This window comes from Bacillus sp. SB49 (assembly GCF_000469135.2).
Classification (GTDB): Bacteria; Bacillota; Bacilli; order Bacillales; family Halobacillaceae; genus Halobacillus.
Window position 1 is genome coordinate 317,317 of the sequence record NZ_CP048117.1, and the last position, 15,974, is coordinate 333,290.

Annotated in this window: 15 protein-coding genes; 9 read left to right on the top strand and 6 right to left on the bottom strand. The window is 45.9% G+C overall.

What is annotated here, in order from left to right:
• Positions 1-65 precede the first annotated feature (65 nt).
• Entirely contained in the window at positions 66-1,277 is a 1,212-nt protein-coding gene (locus M662_RS01690) for an MFS transporter (RefSeq protein WP_026577031.1), read from the bottom strand.
• Positions 1,278-1,382: 105 nt separating this feature from the next.
• On the opposite strand from M662_RS01690, the gene M662_RS01695 reads away from it, so the two are divergent.
• From M662_RS01695 to M662_RS01705, 3 genes are all read left to right on the top strand, one after another.
• Complete coding sequence (locus M662_RS01695; RefSeq protein WP_026577030.1) at positions 1,383-2,231, top strand: LysR family transcriptional regulator; 849 nt, start codon at positions 1,383-1,385, stop codon at positions 2,229-2,231.
• 128 nt (positions 2,232-2,359) lie between these two features.
• Positions 2,360-3,166 (top strand): YtvA family blue-light photoreceptor, encoded by an 807-nt coding sequence (locus M662_RS01700; RefSeq protein WP_008636934.1) that lies wholly within the window; start codon positions 2,360-2,362, stop codon positions 3,164-3,166.
• Positions 3,167-3,383: 217 nt separating this feature from the next.
• Positions 3,384-4,553 (top strand): acyl-CoA dehydrogenase family protein, encoded by a 1,170-nt coding sequence (locus M662_RS01705; protein WP_026577028.1) that lies wholly within the window; start codon positions 3,384-3,386, stop codon positions 4,551-4,553.
• A 38-nt stretch (positions 4,554-4,591) separates the two neighbouring features.
• Here M662_RS01705 and M662_RS01710 read toward each other — a convergent pair whose 3' ends face one another.
• Both M662_RS01710 and M662_RS01715 read right to left on the bottom strand, forming a co-directional pair.
• Entirely contained in the window at positions 4,592-5,116 is a 525-nt protein-coding gene (locus M662_RS01710; protein WP_026577027.1) for a type 1 glutamine amidotransferase domain-containing protein, read from the bottom strand.
• Positions 5,117-5,133: 17 nt separating this feature from the next.
• On the bottom strand, positions 5,134-5,541 hold the full coding sequence (locus tag M662_RS01715; protein ID WP_035387932.1) for a DoxX family protein: 408 nt from the start codon (positions 5,539-5,541) through the stop codon (positions 5,134-5,136).
• A gap of 167 nt (positions 5,542-5,708) precedes the next feature.
• On the opposite strand from M662_RS01715, the gene M662_RS01720 reads away from it, so the two are divergent.
• Positions 5,709-6,608 (top strand): DUF1002 domain-containing protein, encoded by a 900-nt coding sequence (locus M662_RS01720; RefSeq protein WP_008636347.1) that lies wholly within the window; start codon positions 5,709-5,711, stop codon positions 6,606-6,608.
• Between the two features lie 39 nt (positions 6,609-6,647).
• On the opposite strand, the gene M662_RS01725 is transcribed toward M662_RS01720, so the two are convergent.
• Entirely contained in the window at positions 6,648-7,229 is a 582-nt protein-coding gene (locus M662_RS01725; protein ID WP_008636346.1) for a cytochrome c oxidase assembly protein, read from the bottom strand.
• 141 nt (positions 7,230-7,370) lie between these two features.
• On the opposite strand from M662_RS01725, the gene M662_RS01730 reads away from it, so the two are divergent.
• Positions 7,371-8,168, top strand: coding sequence for an alpha/beta fold hydrolase (locus M662_RS01730; protein WP_026577025.1), 798 nt, complete (start codon positions 7,371-7,373; stop codon positions 8,166-8,168).
• On the opposite strand, the gene M662_RS01735 is transcribed toward M662_RS01730, so the two are convergent.
• Positions 8,149-9,564, bottom strand: a complete 1,416-nt coding sequence (locus tag M662_RS01735) for a hypothetical protein (protein ID WP_026577024.1) — start codon at positions 9,562-9,564, stop codon at positions 8,149-8,151. The two genes, M662_RS01730 and M662_RS01735, sit on opposite strands and share 20 nt — an antisense overlap.
• A 224-nt stretch (positions 9,565-9,788) precedes the next feature.
• Positions 9,789-9,965: a hypothetical protein gene (locus M662_RS01740; protein WP_008636343.1), complete on the bottom strand. Its 177-nt coding sequence runs from the start codon at positions 9,963-9,965 to the stop codon at positions 9,789-9,791.
• Between the two features lie 112 nt (positions 9,966-10,077).
• On the opposite strand from M662_RS01740, the gene M662_RS01745 reads away from it, so the two are divergent.
• The 4 genes from M662_RS01745 to M662_RS01760 all read left to right on the top strand — a co-directional run bounded on the left by M662_RS01745 (position 10,078) and on the right by M662_RS01760 (position 15,763).
• Positions 10,078-12,192, top strand: a complete 2,115-nt coding sequence (locus M662_RS01745; RefSeq protein ID WP_051348841.1) for a bifunctional diguanylate cyclase/phosphodiesterase — start codon at positions 10,078-10,080, stop codon at positions 12,190-12,192.
• A gap of 84 nt (positions 12,193-12,276) precedes the next feature.
• A complete protein-coding gene (locus M662_RS01750) occupies positions 12,277-12,873 on the top strand; it encodes an NUDIX hydrolase (protein ID WP_051348840.1) in 597 nt (198 codons plus the stop codon).
• A gap of 60 nt (positions 12,874-12,933) precedes the next feature.
• A complete protein-coding gene (locus tag M662_RS01755; RefSeq protein ID WP_026577023.1) occupies positions 12,934-14,076 on the top strand; it encodes a trans-sulfuration enzyme family protein in 1,143 nt (380 codons plus the stop codon).
• 445 nt (positions 14,077-14,521) lie between these two features.
• Positions 14,522-15,763, top strand: a complete 1,242-nt coding sequence (locus M662_RS01760) for a dicarboxylate/amino acid:cation symporter (RefSeq protein ID WP_008636333.1) — start codon at positions 14,522-14,524, stop codon at positions 15,761-15,763.
• Positions 15,764-15,974 lie beyond the last annotated feature (211 nt).

The window sequence follows — 15,974 nt, forward strand, 5'->3', positions numbered from 1 at the left end:
AACATAAAGACATCCAATAGCAGGTATGCTTCGGGTTATCCCGAAGCATACCTTTTTTGCTTTGTTCAAGCGGATTGTTTAGCTGTGATCTCAAGGAATGCCGGGTGCTTCGATTGAATGACAGACCAGACGATGCCGAGAACAACCGGAATACCCAGCATGAGGAAAACATAACGGACGCCGTATCCTTCTGCAATAAGGCCGAATATCGGCCCTGTCACGACGACAGATGTCTGGTTGCAGAGCATGCGTAAACTCGACATTCGTCCATGAAAGTCAGCATCGGTCACCATCTGCTGGATGGATTGCAGCAAGGCGCGGACAAAGGAAGTGCTGAGACCGATTAGAAAGAATCCGATAAAAGATACCCAGACCTGCTGGGTCCAGACAACGATGAGGAGCCCTGCCGCCATAAGCAGCAGAGACATGATACCCAGGCGGTTCCTGAAAGTAGACCACCACCACGTGCCCAGAACCCCTGCTGTGATTCCTCCAATGGAGAATACACTGTCCAGAAGTCCATAAACGAATGCATCCTGCTGCAGGTGCTCACTTGTATACACACTGAGAAAACCGAGTGTCGTATGAAAGGTCAGTTGGCCGATCATAGTCATAACAAACAGGCCGTAAAGCATTCTGTTGGCGTGGACGTAAATGAATCCGCCTTTCAACTCATTCAAAAAGGAGGATGGAGGTCTTAATCCTCGCTCGTACAAAGGCTGATAAGCAAGGCGGGTGACGGCGATCCATCCAGCTGTATAAAGAAAGAGTACGATGGCTATGGATACGTTCATGGTTACCAGGCCGGCCAGAAGCCCTCCAGATGAAGCTCCGGTCAAACTTCCAGTGATCGTCGCTGTATTGGACCATGAGAATATCCGCGGCAGCGATTCCTTTGGATAGACTTCTGCAACAAGGGCCTGTAATGAAGGTCTGAATAACGAACCGAGTGTCTGCATGATCATATGAGAACTAATGAATATCCATAGGTGCATCCATCCGAAGAAAAACGTACTCCATAACCCCAACAAACAACACGCGCTGAGCAAGCCTGCAATTCCGGCAAGGCGCTTCCGGTTTCCGCGATCAATGATTACTCCGAAAATAAGATTGGAAAATAACCCTGGTACGAACCCGAAGCTTACGAGGAGACCAGTATATAAAGCATTGTCTGTCCACTGATAGAGGAACCAGGTAATCAGGACAAAGTACATAGCTCTGCCGCACTCATAGAGAAAGTAAGCGCTCATCAGCTTTTGTGTAAGAAAACGATCCATTTCCGCACCTCCTAAATACTGTCTTTATCGTACTGCTTTTATAGGTATTTGAATAATACTGGTTTATAATGAAAAGTGATAAGTAAAAGTTATGGAGGGATAGCGATGAAACTGGAAGATTTCCAACTACTCCTGGCTTTGAAACGGTATGGAACCATTCATGCGACAGCAAAAAAAGTACTGATATCCCAGCCGGCAGTTACTCAGCGGTTAAAATACATAGAGGCGTATTTTGGAAGTGCGCTCTTTTTAAGGACGCCGAAGAAGCTCATCCCCACCCCCTCAGGAGAATTGGTGCTGAAACACGCGGATTTTATGATCCAGTCAGAAAAAAAGATTCATGAAAAACTTGCTGCTGCCAGAGGAGAGATAGTCGGGACAGTATCCATTGGTGCCTCCTCTTTGTTCAGCCAGTATTTCCTCGCGGGGCAGCTTCAATCATTCATGAATAAGTATCCGGATGTATCGATTGACCTAGTTACCGGCACAAGTGAAGAAATTAGGCAGACGGCAGAGGATTTTCATATCTGTATTGTCCGGGGAGATCCGATTCCCGGCTACGAAACACATCATTTATTTCATGATCGTTTGTATTTGTTTGATTCTCTGCCCTTTGAAAGAATGGAGGGGCGGCCGTTTATCGAGTTTAAGAGCGACCAGGGATTTCAGATACTCCTCGATAAGTGGTTGGCAGAAAACCCTGGCATCAAACGTTCGTTTAAAGTGGATCAATTCGAAACGGCGAAGCAGATGATGAAGCGCGGGATTGGTGCTACAGTGCTGCCGGAAAGCATTATAAAAAATGAGAAAGATTATTATCATCATAAACCGCTGATGGTGGGAGGAGAAATCGCAGCAAGAGAAACGTGGGCATGCACGAAAGAAAAAATGAGTGAACTGCCGCAGGTGCGGGCCTACATCGAACACCTGCACATTTTTTTCAAGGATTCTTAGGATAAAACAGGTAGAATCATTTATTTGTCGAAATTGGTTGGAAATTCATGCAGGGTGTCGCTTGCACAACTATAGGGATTCATTTTATCATGATAGTATTCATTCCATACTAGAGGGGATTGTTCATAGTGAGTGAAATCTCATTTGCTAAGCTGGAAGAAATACAGCAGAACGAATTCATCAAAGCGGCGATCGACCGCGTCGGGGCCGGTGTCGTTATTACAGATCCGGAACAGGAAGACAATCCGATGATTTATTGCAATAAGGGTTTCCAGGAATTGACCGGCTATCAGCCTGAAGAAATATTAGGGAAGAACTGCCGTTTCCTGCAGGGAGAAGAAACAAAACCGGAGAAAATAAAGTTGATCAGACAGGGGTTGGCTAACAGGGAGCCTGTCTTGGTGGAGCTGAGGAACTACCGGAAAGATGGATCCTTGTTTTGGAACGAGCTGCAAATATTCCCTGTGTACATCGAACAGATGGACCAGACATATTTTGTCGGTGTTCAGAAGGATGTGACAAAACGTCGGGAGCAGGAAGAGTTGATCGGACATTACTTATCTGAACTCAAGCGTCTTTCTACACCAATTGTTCCGATTGAGAATAATATTTCTGTCCTTCCTTTGATTGGTACAGTGGATGATGAGCGGCTTCAGCAGATGCTTGAAACAGTCAGTCACCATGTGAAAGAATCGAAAGAGGACTACCTGATTATGGATATGTCGGCAGTTTATTCGTATAACGAAGCGATACATATGGGAATTTACCAGATGAATCAGCTTCTCGATCTCATGGGTACTAAATTGGTCATAACAGGAATAAAACCATCTTTCGCTATTCAAAGCGCACCTTATGCGGACTTTAGTGAGTTATCCTTACAGACCTACGCGTCTGTTAAACAAGCGTTGCAGCATTTGAATGTGGAAACAAAATAGAAGCAAGGCTTCTCCTAAAGAGAGGCCTTGTTTTTTTTGGCGGCTTCCTTTTTAAATGATCGGGCAAGGAAAAGAAGTGAAGGTCAAGAATGGAACATTCACGAAGAATTTTTTTCCACTTAGAGGGTATCGTTAAAAGGAGAAGCAAGGCGCTCGCGTTATTCCGAGTTGTCGGGTATGATTTAACGTAGAACAATGGAAGAGGGAGTGGAATGTGATGGGAGATATATGGAAGCCATGGATCAAGAATGGGCGGCAGCAGCGCTTGTTTGATAAAGCGGCAGCGATTGCAGAGGAAGCGCGAATGCATAAAAAGGATGCCGATCATACGGCTTCGTTTTCCCCGAAGACGCTTGCTGCAATCAAGCGGGAAGAGTATCCGGCACTTGCCCTGCCTACTGGGTACGGCGGCGAAGCGGTATCCTTGTACGAACTTATTCTGATGCAGGAAAAAATTGCTGAAGGGGATGGTTCGGTCGCATTGTCCATCGGCTGGCACATGGGTGTGATGATGGAGCTTTCAGAGGAACAGCTATGGAAGAAGGAGCAGTTTGATCGTTTGGCTAAAGAGGTAGTCCAGGACCAGAAAGTCGTTAACAGAGCAGCGACAGAACCTGCCACAGGCAGCCCGACCCGCGGGGGAGTACCGGAGACGACCGCGGTAAGAGACGGGGATGCTTATATACTGAATGGAAGAAAATCCTTCACTTCCCTGGCAGAACTTCTCGACTACTACATTGTATCAGCCTACGTGGAGGATTTGGATCAAGTCGGCTGGTTCTTAATCGATCGTCATCAACCGGGTGTAACGGTTGAGAAAACTTGGGACACACTTGGGATGAGAGGGACAGGAAGCGATGATCTCGTACTGACAGATGTCGAACTGTCTGTGGAAGATCTGGTAGAGACAGCTGTCAAAGGGAAATCTAAACCGAAGGGATGGCTCCTTCACATTCCTGCGTGCTATCTGGGAATTGCCGTGGCTGCCAGGAATGATGCTATTGAGTTCGCCCGCAATTTTCAACCGAACAGTTTGGACACGCCCATTTCAGAGGTATCCCATATTCAGGATAAGATCGGGGAAATGGAATGGAAGCTGCTCCAGGCGCATTCGTTTCTTTACGCCACAGCGCGAAGATGGGATGAGGAGCCGGAAGAACGGGAACACATGCAGCCGGAGCTGTCGGCAGTCAAACTTGCCGTAACAAATGCGGCATCGGAAGTGGTTGATCTTGCAATGAGGATTGCAGGAGGGCGTGGCCTTTCCAAACATTATCCTTTTGAGAAATATTACCGGGATGTACGAGCTGGATTGCACAACCCGCCGATGGATGATTCAACTATATCCATGCTGGCTGGTAAGGCGATCCATCCGGATTCTGAGTAATAAACAAGCGCGAAGCCAGGAGGCTTCGCGCTTGTTTATTAATTTTCAGCCAGCTCATCTGCAAATGCTTTTGCATAGGGTGGCAGATCAGGCGGTCGTCTTGCACTGATCAGGTGGCCGTCGGTAACAACAGGTTCGTCATACCACGTGGCACCTGCATTAGTCATATCGTCTTTTATACCGGGAGTACTCGTCACTTTTCTTCCGTTCAAAATACCGGCAGAAATTAAAACCCAACCGGCATGGCAGATCTGTCCAATCGGCTTTTTGTGTTCATCCATATGGCGGACGATCTCCAGAACTTTGTCGTAGCGGCGGAGTTTGTCAGGCGACCAACCACCAGGGACGAGCACACCATCGTAATCTGCTGGATCGATATCCTTAAAGGATAAGTCGGAAGTGGCAGGTACGCCGTATTTCCCCGGGTACTCCACCCCCGCTTCTTCTCCAGCGAGGTGGACGACGGCTCCTTCTTCCTGAAGCCGGAGAAGGGGATACCAAAGCTCTAAGTCTTCGAAGTCCGGGCTTACGAAAGCAATAACCTTCTTGTTCGATAAACGCATCAGTCTTCCTCCTTTGTTTACTCCCTATCCATTCTACCAGACGCTTTCTGTTGGTTCGAATCTTTGGAAACGACAAGCACCCACCAGATCAGAAGAGGCTGCAAAAAGGGACGAATCCACAGGGCGGTAGAGCTTGTCTCGTCCGTCCAAGGAGCAGGGATATCATAAATTGCAGCATAGATGTTGGCAGGAAGGACAGCTACTAAGAAGATGGCGGTAGCAAAGCCTGCTGCCCTTCTCGTCTGTGGGAAAATAAGAAGCAGTGCAAGAAGCCACTCTGTAATTCCGGACATATATACCAGCTCGAGCTTAAAGGGGACCCAGGAAGGGAACATGCGGGCGAATCCATGGTCGTAAATGAAGTGCGTGACACCCGCATAGAAAAAAGCGACAGCGAACAAGTATAAACCGATTTTTCTCAACATTTGTATCACGTCCTCTGCAGAATAATTATATAGGTAGTGAAACTTTTTCTATGTATCATACGTCTACTTAGGCAGCCCGTGTTATGCTGGAATGGAGGGCGGGTATAATCGTTGGGGAACTCCACATACAATGGAGGGATAACCAACGGAAATGAGGAGCTTGAAAAATGATAAAACGTATAGGTATATGGTTCACGATTGTCACGTTGCTCACGCTTGCAGTACTACCTATGACCAGTTATGCGTCGACAGGCGACCAGGGAATTAACGAAAAACTAGGTCTGCCGATCGTCGTTTACGGGGAGGCGCTGTCCCCGGAGCAGAAAGCGGAAGTAAAAGAACTGCTTGAAGTCGATCAGCATGATCAGGTGGACGAGTTTACGGTCAATGGGCAGGATCTTAATGAATATATTGGTGGAAATCCGAATGCGAATATGTATTCGTCCGTGAAGATTATCCACAAAGAAGATTCCGGCCTTCATTTGGAAATCGTAACACCTGATAACATAACACAAGTAACGAAAGAAATGTACACAAACGCTTTACTGACAGCAGGGGTGGAGAACGCAGATGTGCTCGTTGCATCCTCTGTGAAAGTATCTGGACATTCCGCACTTACGGGCATTTATAAGGCGTATGATGCCAAAGGCGTCAAGCTTGATAAGGAAAGAATGCAGGTAGCGAGTGAGGAACTGGATGTCGCTACATCTATTGCCAAGGAATCCGGAGTAGACGAAGCGAAAATCAGTGAATTATTGACAGAGATTAAGAAAGAGATTGCCGAGCAGGACCCGGCAACGAAAGAAGAAGTGGAACAAATCGTAGAGGAGAAACTTAACTCCCTGAACATCGAACTCAGTCCGGAAGATCGGCAGCGGCTCACGGATTTGTTTGAGAAAATGAGGGATTTGAACATCAATTTTGACGCAGTGAAGAACCAACTGGACGATCTTACAGGCAATATCAAAGACCTAGTTCAGGATGAAGGGTTCTGGGAAAGCTTGAAGAATGCTATTCTCAGCTTCCTGGAAGCGATCGTCAATTTCTTCCGTAATCTGTTCAGTTAAATATCTAAATGAAAAAGCCTCCCGGCAAGGGGGGCTTTTTTAGGTAATGGCTTTTATATCTTTTAGGATTTGTTCTTTGGGAACAGCAACGTCTCCTTTATATTTTTTCAGGACTTTTCCGTTTTTCCCAACAAGGTAAAAAGCATTGCTGTGGGTGACTTGATCATTTCCTTCTGTTTTAACAGCAGGGGTCTGAAAGCTTTCCTGAGCGAAATCTGCGATCTGCTCCTGGGTGTACTCCGTAACAAATGTCCAATTATCGAGGGAAGCACCGTTTTTTAATGCAAATTCTTTTAATTTATCCGGTGTGTCGACAGTGGGATCGACGCTGAATGTAACGATCTCTGCATCGATACCTTCTTGTTTCAACTGCTGTTGTACCTCTGACATATTTCGTGTCAGCGGCGGGCAGTCCGTATCGCAGCTTGTGAAGACAAAATCGGCCAGCCACACCTTGCCTTTCATTTCTTCTGTGGAAAAGGCCTTTCCTTCTTGTGTTTTTCCTTCAAATGATTGTACTTCTATATCTAATGTATCCTCCAATTGTTTGGAGCCGCAGGCAACGAATATACATGCTGGTACGGCTACGAACAACACGAAGATAAACAGGCGCCGTTTCATGATGTTCCCCTTCCAGTTACGTCATACGTTTATGTAAGCACAGCATAAAACAGGTGTCAATTTTGTTCCGGCGGGCAACATAAAATCTCTAATATAAAGGAAGACTAAGGCTCCATGACTATATGATTAGGGGATGAAACCATGCCTTATTATACGAATGAAGAAGGAGTTCGTTTATTTTATGAAGAGGTTGGGAAGGGGCAGGCGCTTGTCTTCATCCATCCGCCCGGGATGGGGAGGAAAGTCTTTAAATTCCAAAAGGAACTTTCCTGTGACTTTCGAGTGATTTTTCCTGATTTGAGCGGAAATGGAGATTCTGATCTGGCGACAGACCGACCGGACATAAGCTGGTATGCAGGAGAAATCCTGCAGCTTCTGGATCATTTGAGGATTCAGCAGGCTGTGGTTGTAGGGTATTCCTGTGGAGGGATGGTTGCGCAGGAGTTCGCATTGACTTACCCGGAACGGTTGACAGCCCTCATCCTTGCCGGAGGTTTCCCAAAAGTGAGCACAGGTGGTCTGAAGTTTGAATTCTACGGGGGAATGAGCTGGGTGGAGAAAAGCCCGGATACCCTTGCCCGACTTCTCAGCCACTCTCATTTCCGTGATGAAACCATTAAACAGGAGCTGAATGACCACATGGCGAAGTCCAACCCCTCCGCCTGGCACTCGTTCTACGATCGTGCGCTTCACTATGACTGCAGTCACCGTGTCGGCCTGATCGATAAACCGATGCTCCTTGTGTACGGTAGTAAGGAATTTTGGATAAGTGAACATTCCAAGTACTATCATCCATGTCCCAACGCAAGAATGTATGTCATCGAAAATGCTTATCACCAGACTCCCGCCACTCACTATGACCGCTTTAATGATGAGGTTCGGCATTTTGTGAAAGGTCTTGGCACACCTCAATCATCCGTCATTTCCGATGGAAAGTGAAGGAATGGTCCAGCTTCTGCGTGTAGACTACTTTTTCAACGGTGATTTTTAAACGGTCGGATTGATCGAATTCATGAAGGCCGAAATCTATATTTCCTTCATCCTGGTACCCATGCAGGAATCCGTCGATGGATTTTCCATCTTCACTGCTTATAAAAACATCTTTCTGCTGTTCGGCAGCTTCCGGACCTGTGTTTTCAGACATAGCTCCGATAACTTGGGACGGCTGGTCCTTTGAATGGGGATCATAGAACAGTTCCGCGTTCATATGCTCATTCCCGTGCTTGTCCACTCGGCGTAAAATGATGTCTGTATCATGAATCTCTGCTATCTTCTTGTTGGCGGTCCATGTCTCATGATCCGAGGTTCCTTTAAACTTATTCATATCCACTTCAAACGAATAGGGATGGATTTCCTTAAAGTGTACTTGTTGTAATTGGAAGGTAACTTCGTCTGGAATTTCTGAGAAGGGTGGAAAATAACCCTCGTAGACACCCTCTTTTAAACGATGAATATAAGGGACGATCGTATAAGATTCCCCTGCATTTGTTTGGATGATCCCCTCCAGGGACTCATTGAACGCTGCTCCCGGGTCCTCCATGCGGAAACGGATGCTGTTGGACAGGACGCCGGCTTTTAGTTCCATTGGAGTGAACGTTACACCATGTTCCGTATAGGACTCGGTTGTTTCATAAGTGGCGAGCAAATGGCTGTCTTTGTCATGGAGATAACGAATCGGCATCGCTTCGGTTTCTATTCGTTCTCCACCTATCCGAATACCGATAGAAGTTTTCAGGGTTTCATCGAAATCATGTACTTCTTCCGGGATGTTCTCATACCCCCAGTCCTGTTTCGAAATGGCTGGTAATTGTAACGACCCATAGACGCGATTCTGGAAGATTACGGCATTCTCGGAATCAATCGGGACCGATAAACCGGAAAGCGTCTGGGTATCTATAGCCTTATTCCCTTGAATCGCAACGGATTCGATCATTGGAGAATAGCTGTGGTTCTTTGAATCTTTATCGATTAGTGCGGACAAATCCAGACTGTACATAACTGTAATGGTACGGCCGTTATGCCACACCTCATTGATCTGCATTCTTCCATCTCTGCCGGGGACAGGAGACGATTGCGCTTCCTTTACAGTTAATCCGTTCTGTCTGGCAGTCTTGAGGCTGGGATTTAGACGCTCGTAGAAATGATCGACAGCATCTTCATTGTCTACTTCGGGTAAAGTGATCGGCAGTTCATCCAAATTCACATCTTTTGCTTTCCTCATTGGTTTGGAATCTGCTTCGTGAGAGACTTTGATTGTCCCTCCCTCCATCCAATAGGCTCCTACAGCAACTACGAGCACTGCTGCCAATAGAAGCATCCACTGAAATCTCTTCATCCGCAAGGTCTCCTTCCTGCCATTTTATACCTTCATTTTATCAGAAACCGGCAGGTGTGAGGGAAGAAAGCAAGAAGTGGTTTTATCGGGGAGGTCGGTCTGTGGAGAATTGTTCTTCTATATATTAAATATATTCATTTCCATATATGTAGGAGGTTTATTATTCTTTTATAACCTCTTATGTTTCACGCCGGCCAGAAGAAAAACGGCTCTATGAGAGCCGCTTACTTCGATTCTTTATCGGAATAATGATGAAAGAGAGCGTCGCTTTCGGAATGATCTTCCGCTTGTTTTTCTTCATCAGGAGCAAATGCTTTGTCCAGCCGGGGCTTCTTGTTGAATAGTTCTGCTGCCTCATTGCTCGTTTCTTGTTCCTTTTGTTTCTTAGGTTTGTTATTCATGGGTGATCCTCCTTTTTTATAGTATTCCTTCACCGGATGTGATTAAACTTCCATCTGGAAATTCCGATAAGTAAAATGTGAGGAAAATATCTTTCGGAGTAGGTGAACGGTAATGGCTCAGATTGCGGAACACCCGTGGAAGACGCTCAAACAGCTTTCCATACCTGTCTGGTTCTATCAGCTTAGTGATGAGAAGATATATTTGAATGAACCGTTGCAGGAAATGCTTGGAATAGAATTGGCCGTCATGGATAAACAGCAGGTGAAGGAGAAGCTTCATGAAGAGGACTGGTCATACTTTGAGCGACTGGCACGTTCGGAAAGATCGGAACGAATTTTGGAATTCGACTACCGTTGGAGTAACGGAGGAGAGAGCCATTGGTTCAAGGATATCGTTCATCCTTTTTATAATGAGGTCGGAAACAGGATCGGCTATTCAGGTATAGGAGCGACGGACCGGATTTATCAAATGGATCTTGGCCGGATTAAAAACGCTATCGTCGAAATAGGGGAAGGGTTCCTGCGCTATAACGGGCAGGCGTTCTTTGATTTCCTCGTGAAATATTTAGCGGCCGTTCTCCAGGTTAATACTGCCTTTATCGGGAAATGGAAGGGGCAGCAGAAAAACGAATTGTTCGTTTCTTCGATTTTTCATAAAGGGGAGACGTCTAATGGAGATACATACCAGGTAGAGGAATCGCCGTTGGAACTGCTTGCTACTTCCGTCGACTGTTTTTACCCGAGCAGGGCTCAGGAATACTTTCCTTCCGCAAGTATTTTGAAGCGTTATGAAGTAGAAAGCTTCCTGGGCAAAACTTTGATGAGTTCAGATCAAGAACCCATCGGAGTATTAGCTGTTATGGATCAACGGAAACAGACGAACAACCCAATGATCCGCCCTCTGCTTCAGATATTTGCAGATCGTATTGCAAACGAGATGTCAAGGATTCAAACAGAAGAAAAACTGGAAGTGCTCTCCCGGTATGATTCTCTCACCGGGCTGCTCACTAGAAACTATTTCTCTGATATATTGCCCGGCGCGTTGGAAGAATCGGCGATCCTTCTGTTGTTTGATATTGATAATTTCAAAATGATCAATGATTCCTGGGGACATGCGAAAGGAGATGAACTGCTCCGTCAGTTCGCCAGCTATTTGAGGAAGACATTTGCGAAACAGGAATGTGTCTTGTCCAGAATCAGCAGTGACGAATATGCTGTCCTTATCCGGTCATCGATTACGTTGGAAGACGTTTGCCTGCTTGGAGAACAGATCATTCATTCCATGCGTCGCCCTTTCATCATTGAAGGAAAAGAGTTTTATACGACCGTAAGCATAGGAATAGCAACCTCCACGCCCGATTCCGGTGATGCAGAGGAAGTGCTGAGACGTGCTGATGCAGCCATGCACAAGGCGAAGCGGAACGGCAAGAACCGATATGAAATTTATGATTCCAGGATGGGAGAACAGATGAGAGAGGAACTTCAACTGAAGCAGGCCCTTCACCAGGCGCTTGAAGAGGGGGAATTCCTTCTTTATTATCAGCCCCAGATTTCCGGAGAAACGCTTCAAGTTAAAGGGTTTGAAGCTTTGATTCGCTGGAATCATCCCGAACACGGCCTTCTATCTCCGCATCATTTCATTAGTCTTGCTGAAGAGACCGGCATGATTGTGGATATTGGAGAATGGGTGCTGCGGGAAGCTTGCAGACAGGCGAAGCAATGGCAGGAATATGGAGAACCCCACTTGAAGGTGGCCGTCAACTTGTCCGCTTATCAGTTTGCTGATGTGGCTTTGACCGATAAGATCATGGGGGCATTGACTGCCTCCGGCCTCGCTCCGGAAAGCCTGATCATAGAAATTACGGAAACGATGGTACTCCAGGACTTCGACCGCAGTATTGAGACGCTGAACACCTTGAGAAACAGCGGGATTTCCATTCATTTGGATGATTTCGGTGTCGGATTTTCCTCCCTCAGCTACCTTCATCGTCTTCCTGTAGATGCGATCAAAATCGATCGATCTTTCATTAATCAGATAGACAGCGACAGGAACGAGGTCGTGATCGTCAATGCCATTATCAGTATGGCTCAGAGTCTCGGCCTTGATGTGATAGCAGAAGGGGTGGAGCGCAAAGAACATATTGTGTACCTGCAGGAAAAGGGTTGTTACGACTATCAGGGGTACTTCTTCAGTAAACCAGTCCCAGCGGAATGCGTAAGCTTATGAGGCTTGCGCATTTTTTATAGAGAGTACACAGCCGGCGTCTGCTACTATTAATAGGGATAGACATAAAGAAGAGGGGTAGGTCCAGTGAAAGAATACCTTACTATATTTAATGAAGATGGTTATACAGCAGGAACAAAAGAAAGAGCTCTCGTCCATATGGATGGGGATTGGCACGAAACGTTCCATTGCTGGTTTTATGATCCAAAGCAGAAATCGATCTATTTCCAACGGCGTTCTGATGATAAAAAGGACTATCCAGGCCTCTACGACATAACGGCGGCCGGGCATATAGAAGCGGGAGAAGGACTGTTATCGGCAGGTTGCCGGGAAATTAACGAAGAACTTGGGTTGGACATAGCCCCGGATGATTTGATCAATTCTGGCTCCTTTAAAGAAGTGCTTATAGACGGGACCGTTATAGACAGAGAAATATGCCGGGTGTTTCTTTATGTAGTAGAAGAGCCTCTTGCCTGGATGATCGGGGAGGAAGTGCAGGACGTTGTCAGGCTTTCTTTTCATGACTTTAAATCATTGGCTGCGGGCTTGGAAGAGGAGAAAGAGGTTGTTTCTCTTTTATCCGGGAACGTTAGTCATGCGGGAAAGGAAGCGTTCGTACCTCATGAACCGGGCTACTTTCGATTTATAGAGTCTGTTATAAACCGATATGTCGAAAAACTTTGACAATAATCTTTTTGAATCGCTATAATTTGTGATTAAGCGGTATAAGAGGAGGAAACATGAATGAAACCTACTTCATTTGATACAAAAGTTGTTCATTATAAACAAGATCAGACGGAGGTGCAGAATAGTAAGCGCACCCCCATTTATCAGACTTCTGCCTTCACATTCAAAGATCTTGACCATTTAGAAAGTTATTATGAAGGAGCAAGTCCTTATCTCTACTCCAGAGAAAGGAATCCAAACACGGATGAACTTGCCGGTACGGTAGCAGAATTAGAAGGTGCACCGGCAGGGGTTGCCACATCTTCCGGTATGTCGGCTATTCTCGCAGGTATTCTCGGCGCAGCTAAACCCGGTGATCACATCATTGCAGCAGAAGATCTTTACGGCGGTACGCACTCTTTGATTACGAAGGAGCTTGCAACCTTCGGGATTGAAGTGACGATGCTTGACTTCACTGATTTGGAGGGTGTGAAAGCAGCCATTAGAGAGGAAACCAAATTGTTATATACTGAATCCATCTCTAATCCATTTTTGAGGGTGGAGAATATGGAAAGATTGGTAGAGCTGGCTCAATCTCATGGTATCAGGACAATGGTTGATAATACGTTTGCGACCCCTTACTTACTGCAGCCATATTCTATGGGGATCGACCTCGTCGTACATAGCGGAACGAAATATATAGGCGGTCATAGTGATGCTACATGCGGCGTCCTGGTCGGCGATGCTGACCTCATTCAAGCAGCTGCGAAAAAAGTCGTCACACTCGGAGCAAACTTAAGTCCGTTTGAAGCTTGGCTCACCCAACGCGGGGCGAAGACACTCGGTCTGCGAATGAAGAAACAGTCAGAGAATGCGAAGCAGGTAGCGGAGGCGCTCCGGAAACATAAAGGTATTGCGAAAGTCTTCTATCCCGAATATGTATCCGAACGAGGGAATGGGGCCATTGTCACAATTGAACTGAATGAAAGCGTAGACGTACATGCCTTCTTCCGTTCCCTCGGTTGGATCAAAATCGCTCCGACACTCGCAGGGGTGGAGACAACCTTGTCCTATCCTATCCGAACGTCGCATCGTGCACTTTCCGATGCAGAGCGGTTAAAGATCGGCGTTAATGACTATGTTATCCGACTGTCCATTGGAATTGAAGACAGTGAGGATATCATTACTCAGCTCACCCATTCTGTCGAACAGGCCTTGTAATCTCCCCCCCGGATATCTGTGATGGATTTCCGGGGTGTTTTTTTATGCAACGGCATCGAAGTATATGCATGTTCCAATGGAATGTCATAAACTTGTGATAAATTTAAAAAATTCTCATAATATGGTTAGGACTAGTCATGACAGCATTTCGCCGGCCGGTGAAGGGAGATTATCATTCATGTTCATTTAGTTGTATAGCAAACTACCAGCAAATTCTATTCACCATTTACAATTTATATGCTATAATCCATAGTAGCATGTTTCTACCCACGTTGGTTGCAACCATCTCTTTGCGGGCTTTCATGGCCCGAATCACGAAAAACCCCTTTTATATCATGTATCTCACATCGTGCTTGCAGCACTAAGCTTTCTATCATTTTTATACGACTTGTATTTATAATAAAATAATAGGAAAGCGTTTTCATAATGTTTAGGAGGTAACGCCATGAAGTTGACAACGAAAATATTCATAGGTTTGGCTCTTGGTGCCATCGTAGGTCTGGCACTGCACATAGCTGCACCGGATTTATTTGGAACGCTTGATACGTATGTATTCAGCCCCTTGGGAACTGTGTTCCTGAATCTGATTAAAATGCTTGTCGTACCGATCGTATTCTTCTCTATTACACTCGGTACAGCTTCTTTAGGAGATCCGAAGAAGTTGGGTAGAATCGGAGGGAAGACCATTGGTTTCTTCCTGATTACGACTACCATTGCTATTGCGATTGCTATTGGTCTTGCTTATTTGTTCCAACCAGGAAATATTGATATTAATACGGCCGGCGCCGAATATGAGTCGCAGGAAGCGCCTAGCGTCGTTGAAACATTTACAAGTATTATTCCGACCAACCCGATTCAGTCCATGGTTGAAGGAAACATGCTGCAAATCATTGCCTTCTCTATTTTTATTGGTTTTGCCCTTGCGATGCTTGGTAAGAAAACGGAAGGTGTATTGAAAGTGATCGAGCAGGGGAACGAAATTATGATGTACCTTGTTAACTTGATCATGCGCTTTGCTCCATATGGTGCCTTTGGTCTTTTGGCATCTGCCATCGGAACGATGGGAATTGACGGAATGAAAGCGATGGCTATGTACATGTTTGTTGTAATACTTGCTCTATTCATCCATGGCCTTGTGACATATGGAGGAGCGGTGAAGTTTCTCGGTAAGATGAGTCCAATTAAGTTCTTCAAAGGATTCTTCCCTGCCATGACGGTCGGATTCAGTACGTCCAGCAGCAGCTCGACGCTTCCGATTTCGATGAAGACGGCTCAGGAGAATTTGAATGTTCCAAAACCGGTCAGCAGCTTCGTACAGCCTCTTGGAGCGACGATCAACATGGATGGTACGGCTATTATGCAGGGTGTTGCAACTATTTTCATCGCCCAGGTGTATGCGACGGATTTGTCCTTCGGTCAGTTGATTATGGTCGTCCTGGTTGCCGTGCTTGCTAGTATCGGTACAGCCGGAGTTCCGGGTGTAGGGCTTATCATGCTTGCTATGGTATTGAATCAAGTGTCTCTACCGGTTGAAGGAATCGCCTTGATTATTGGTATTGACCGTCTTCTTGATATGACTCGTACAGCGCTTAACATCACTGGTGATGCTGCGTGTGCGGTCGTTGTAGCAGAGTCAGAGAAGAAACACGGAATAGAAGAAGAACCTGTGCGTGCTGTAGAAGCATAATCGATACGAAAAAAAAGAGCAGCCTTAGGCTGCTCTTTTTTTGTTAGTATGTCTGTGTACCCTTGATGGAAGGGGGATAAACCATTTCTTTATGTAAATTATGGAGAAAAGTGATCCATCCGTTTATTTCATACGATAGCTGTACAGCATCACTCTATCATAGGATATTGACCTGCTCCCTATGCTATGATGTTGATAACCACCATAAAGG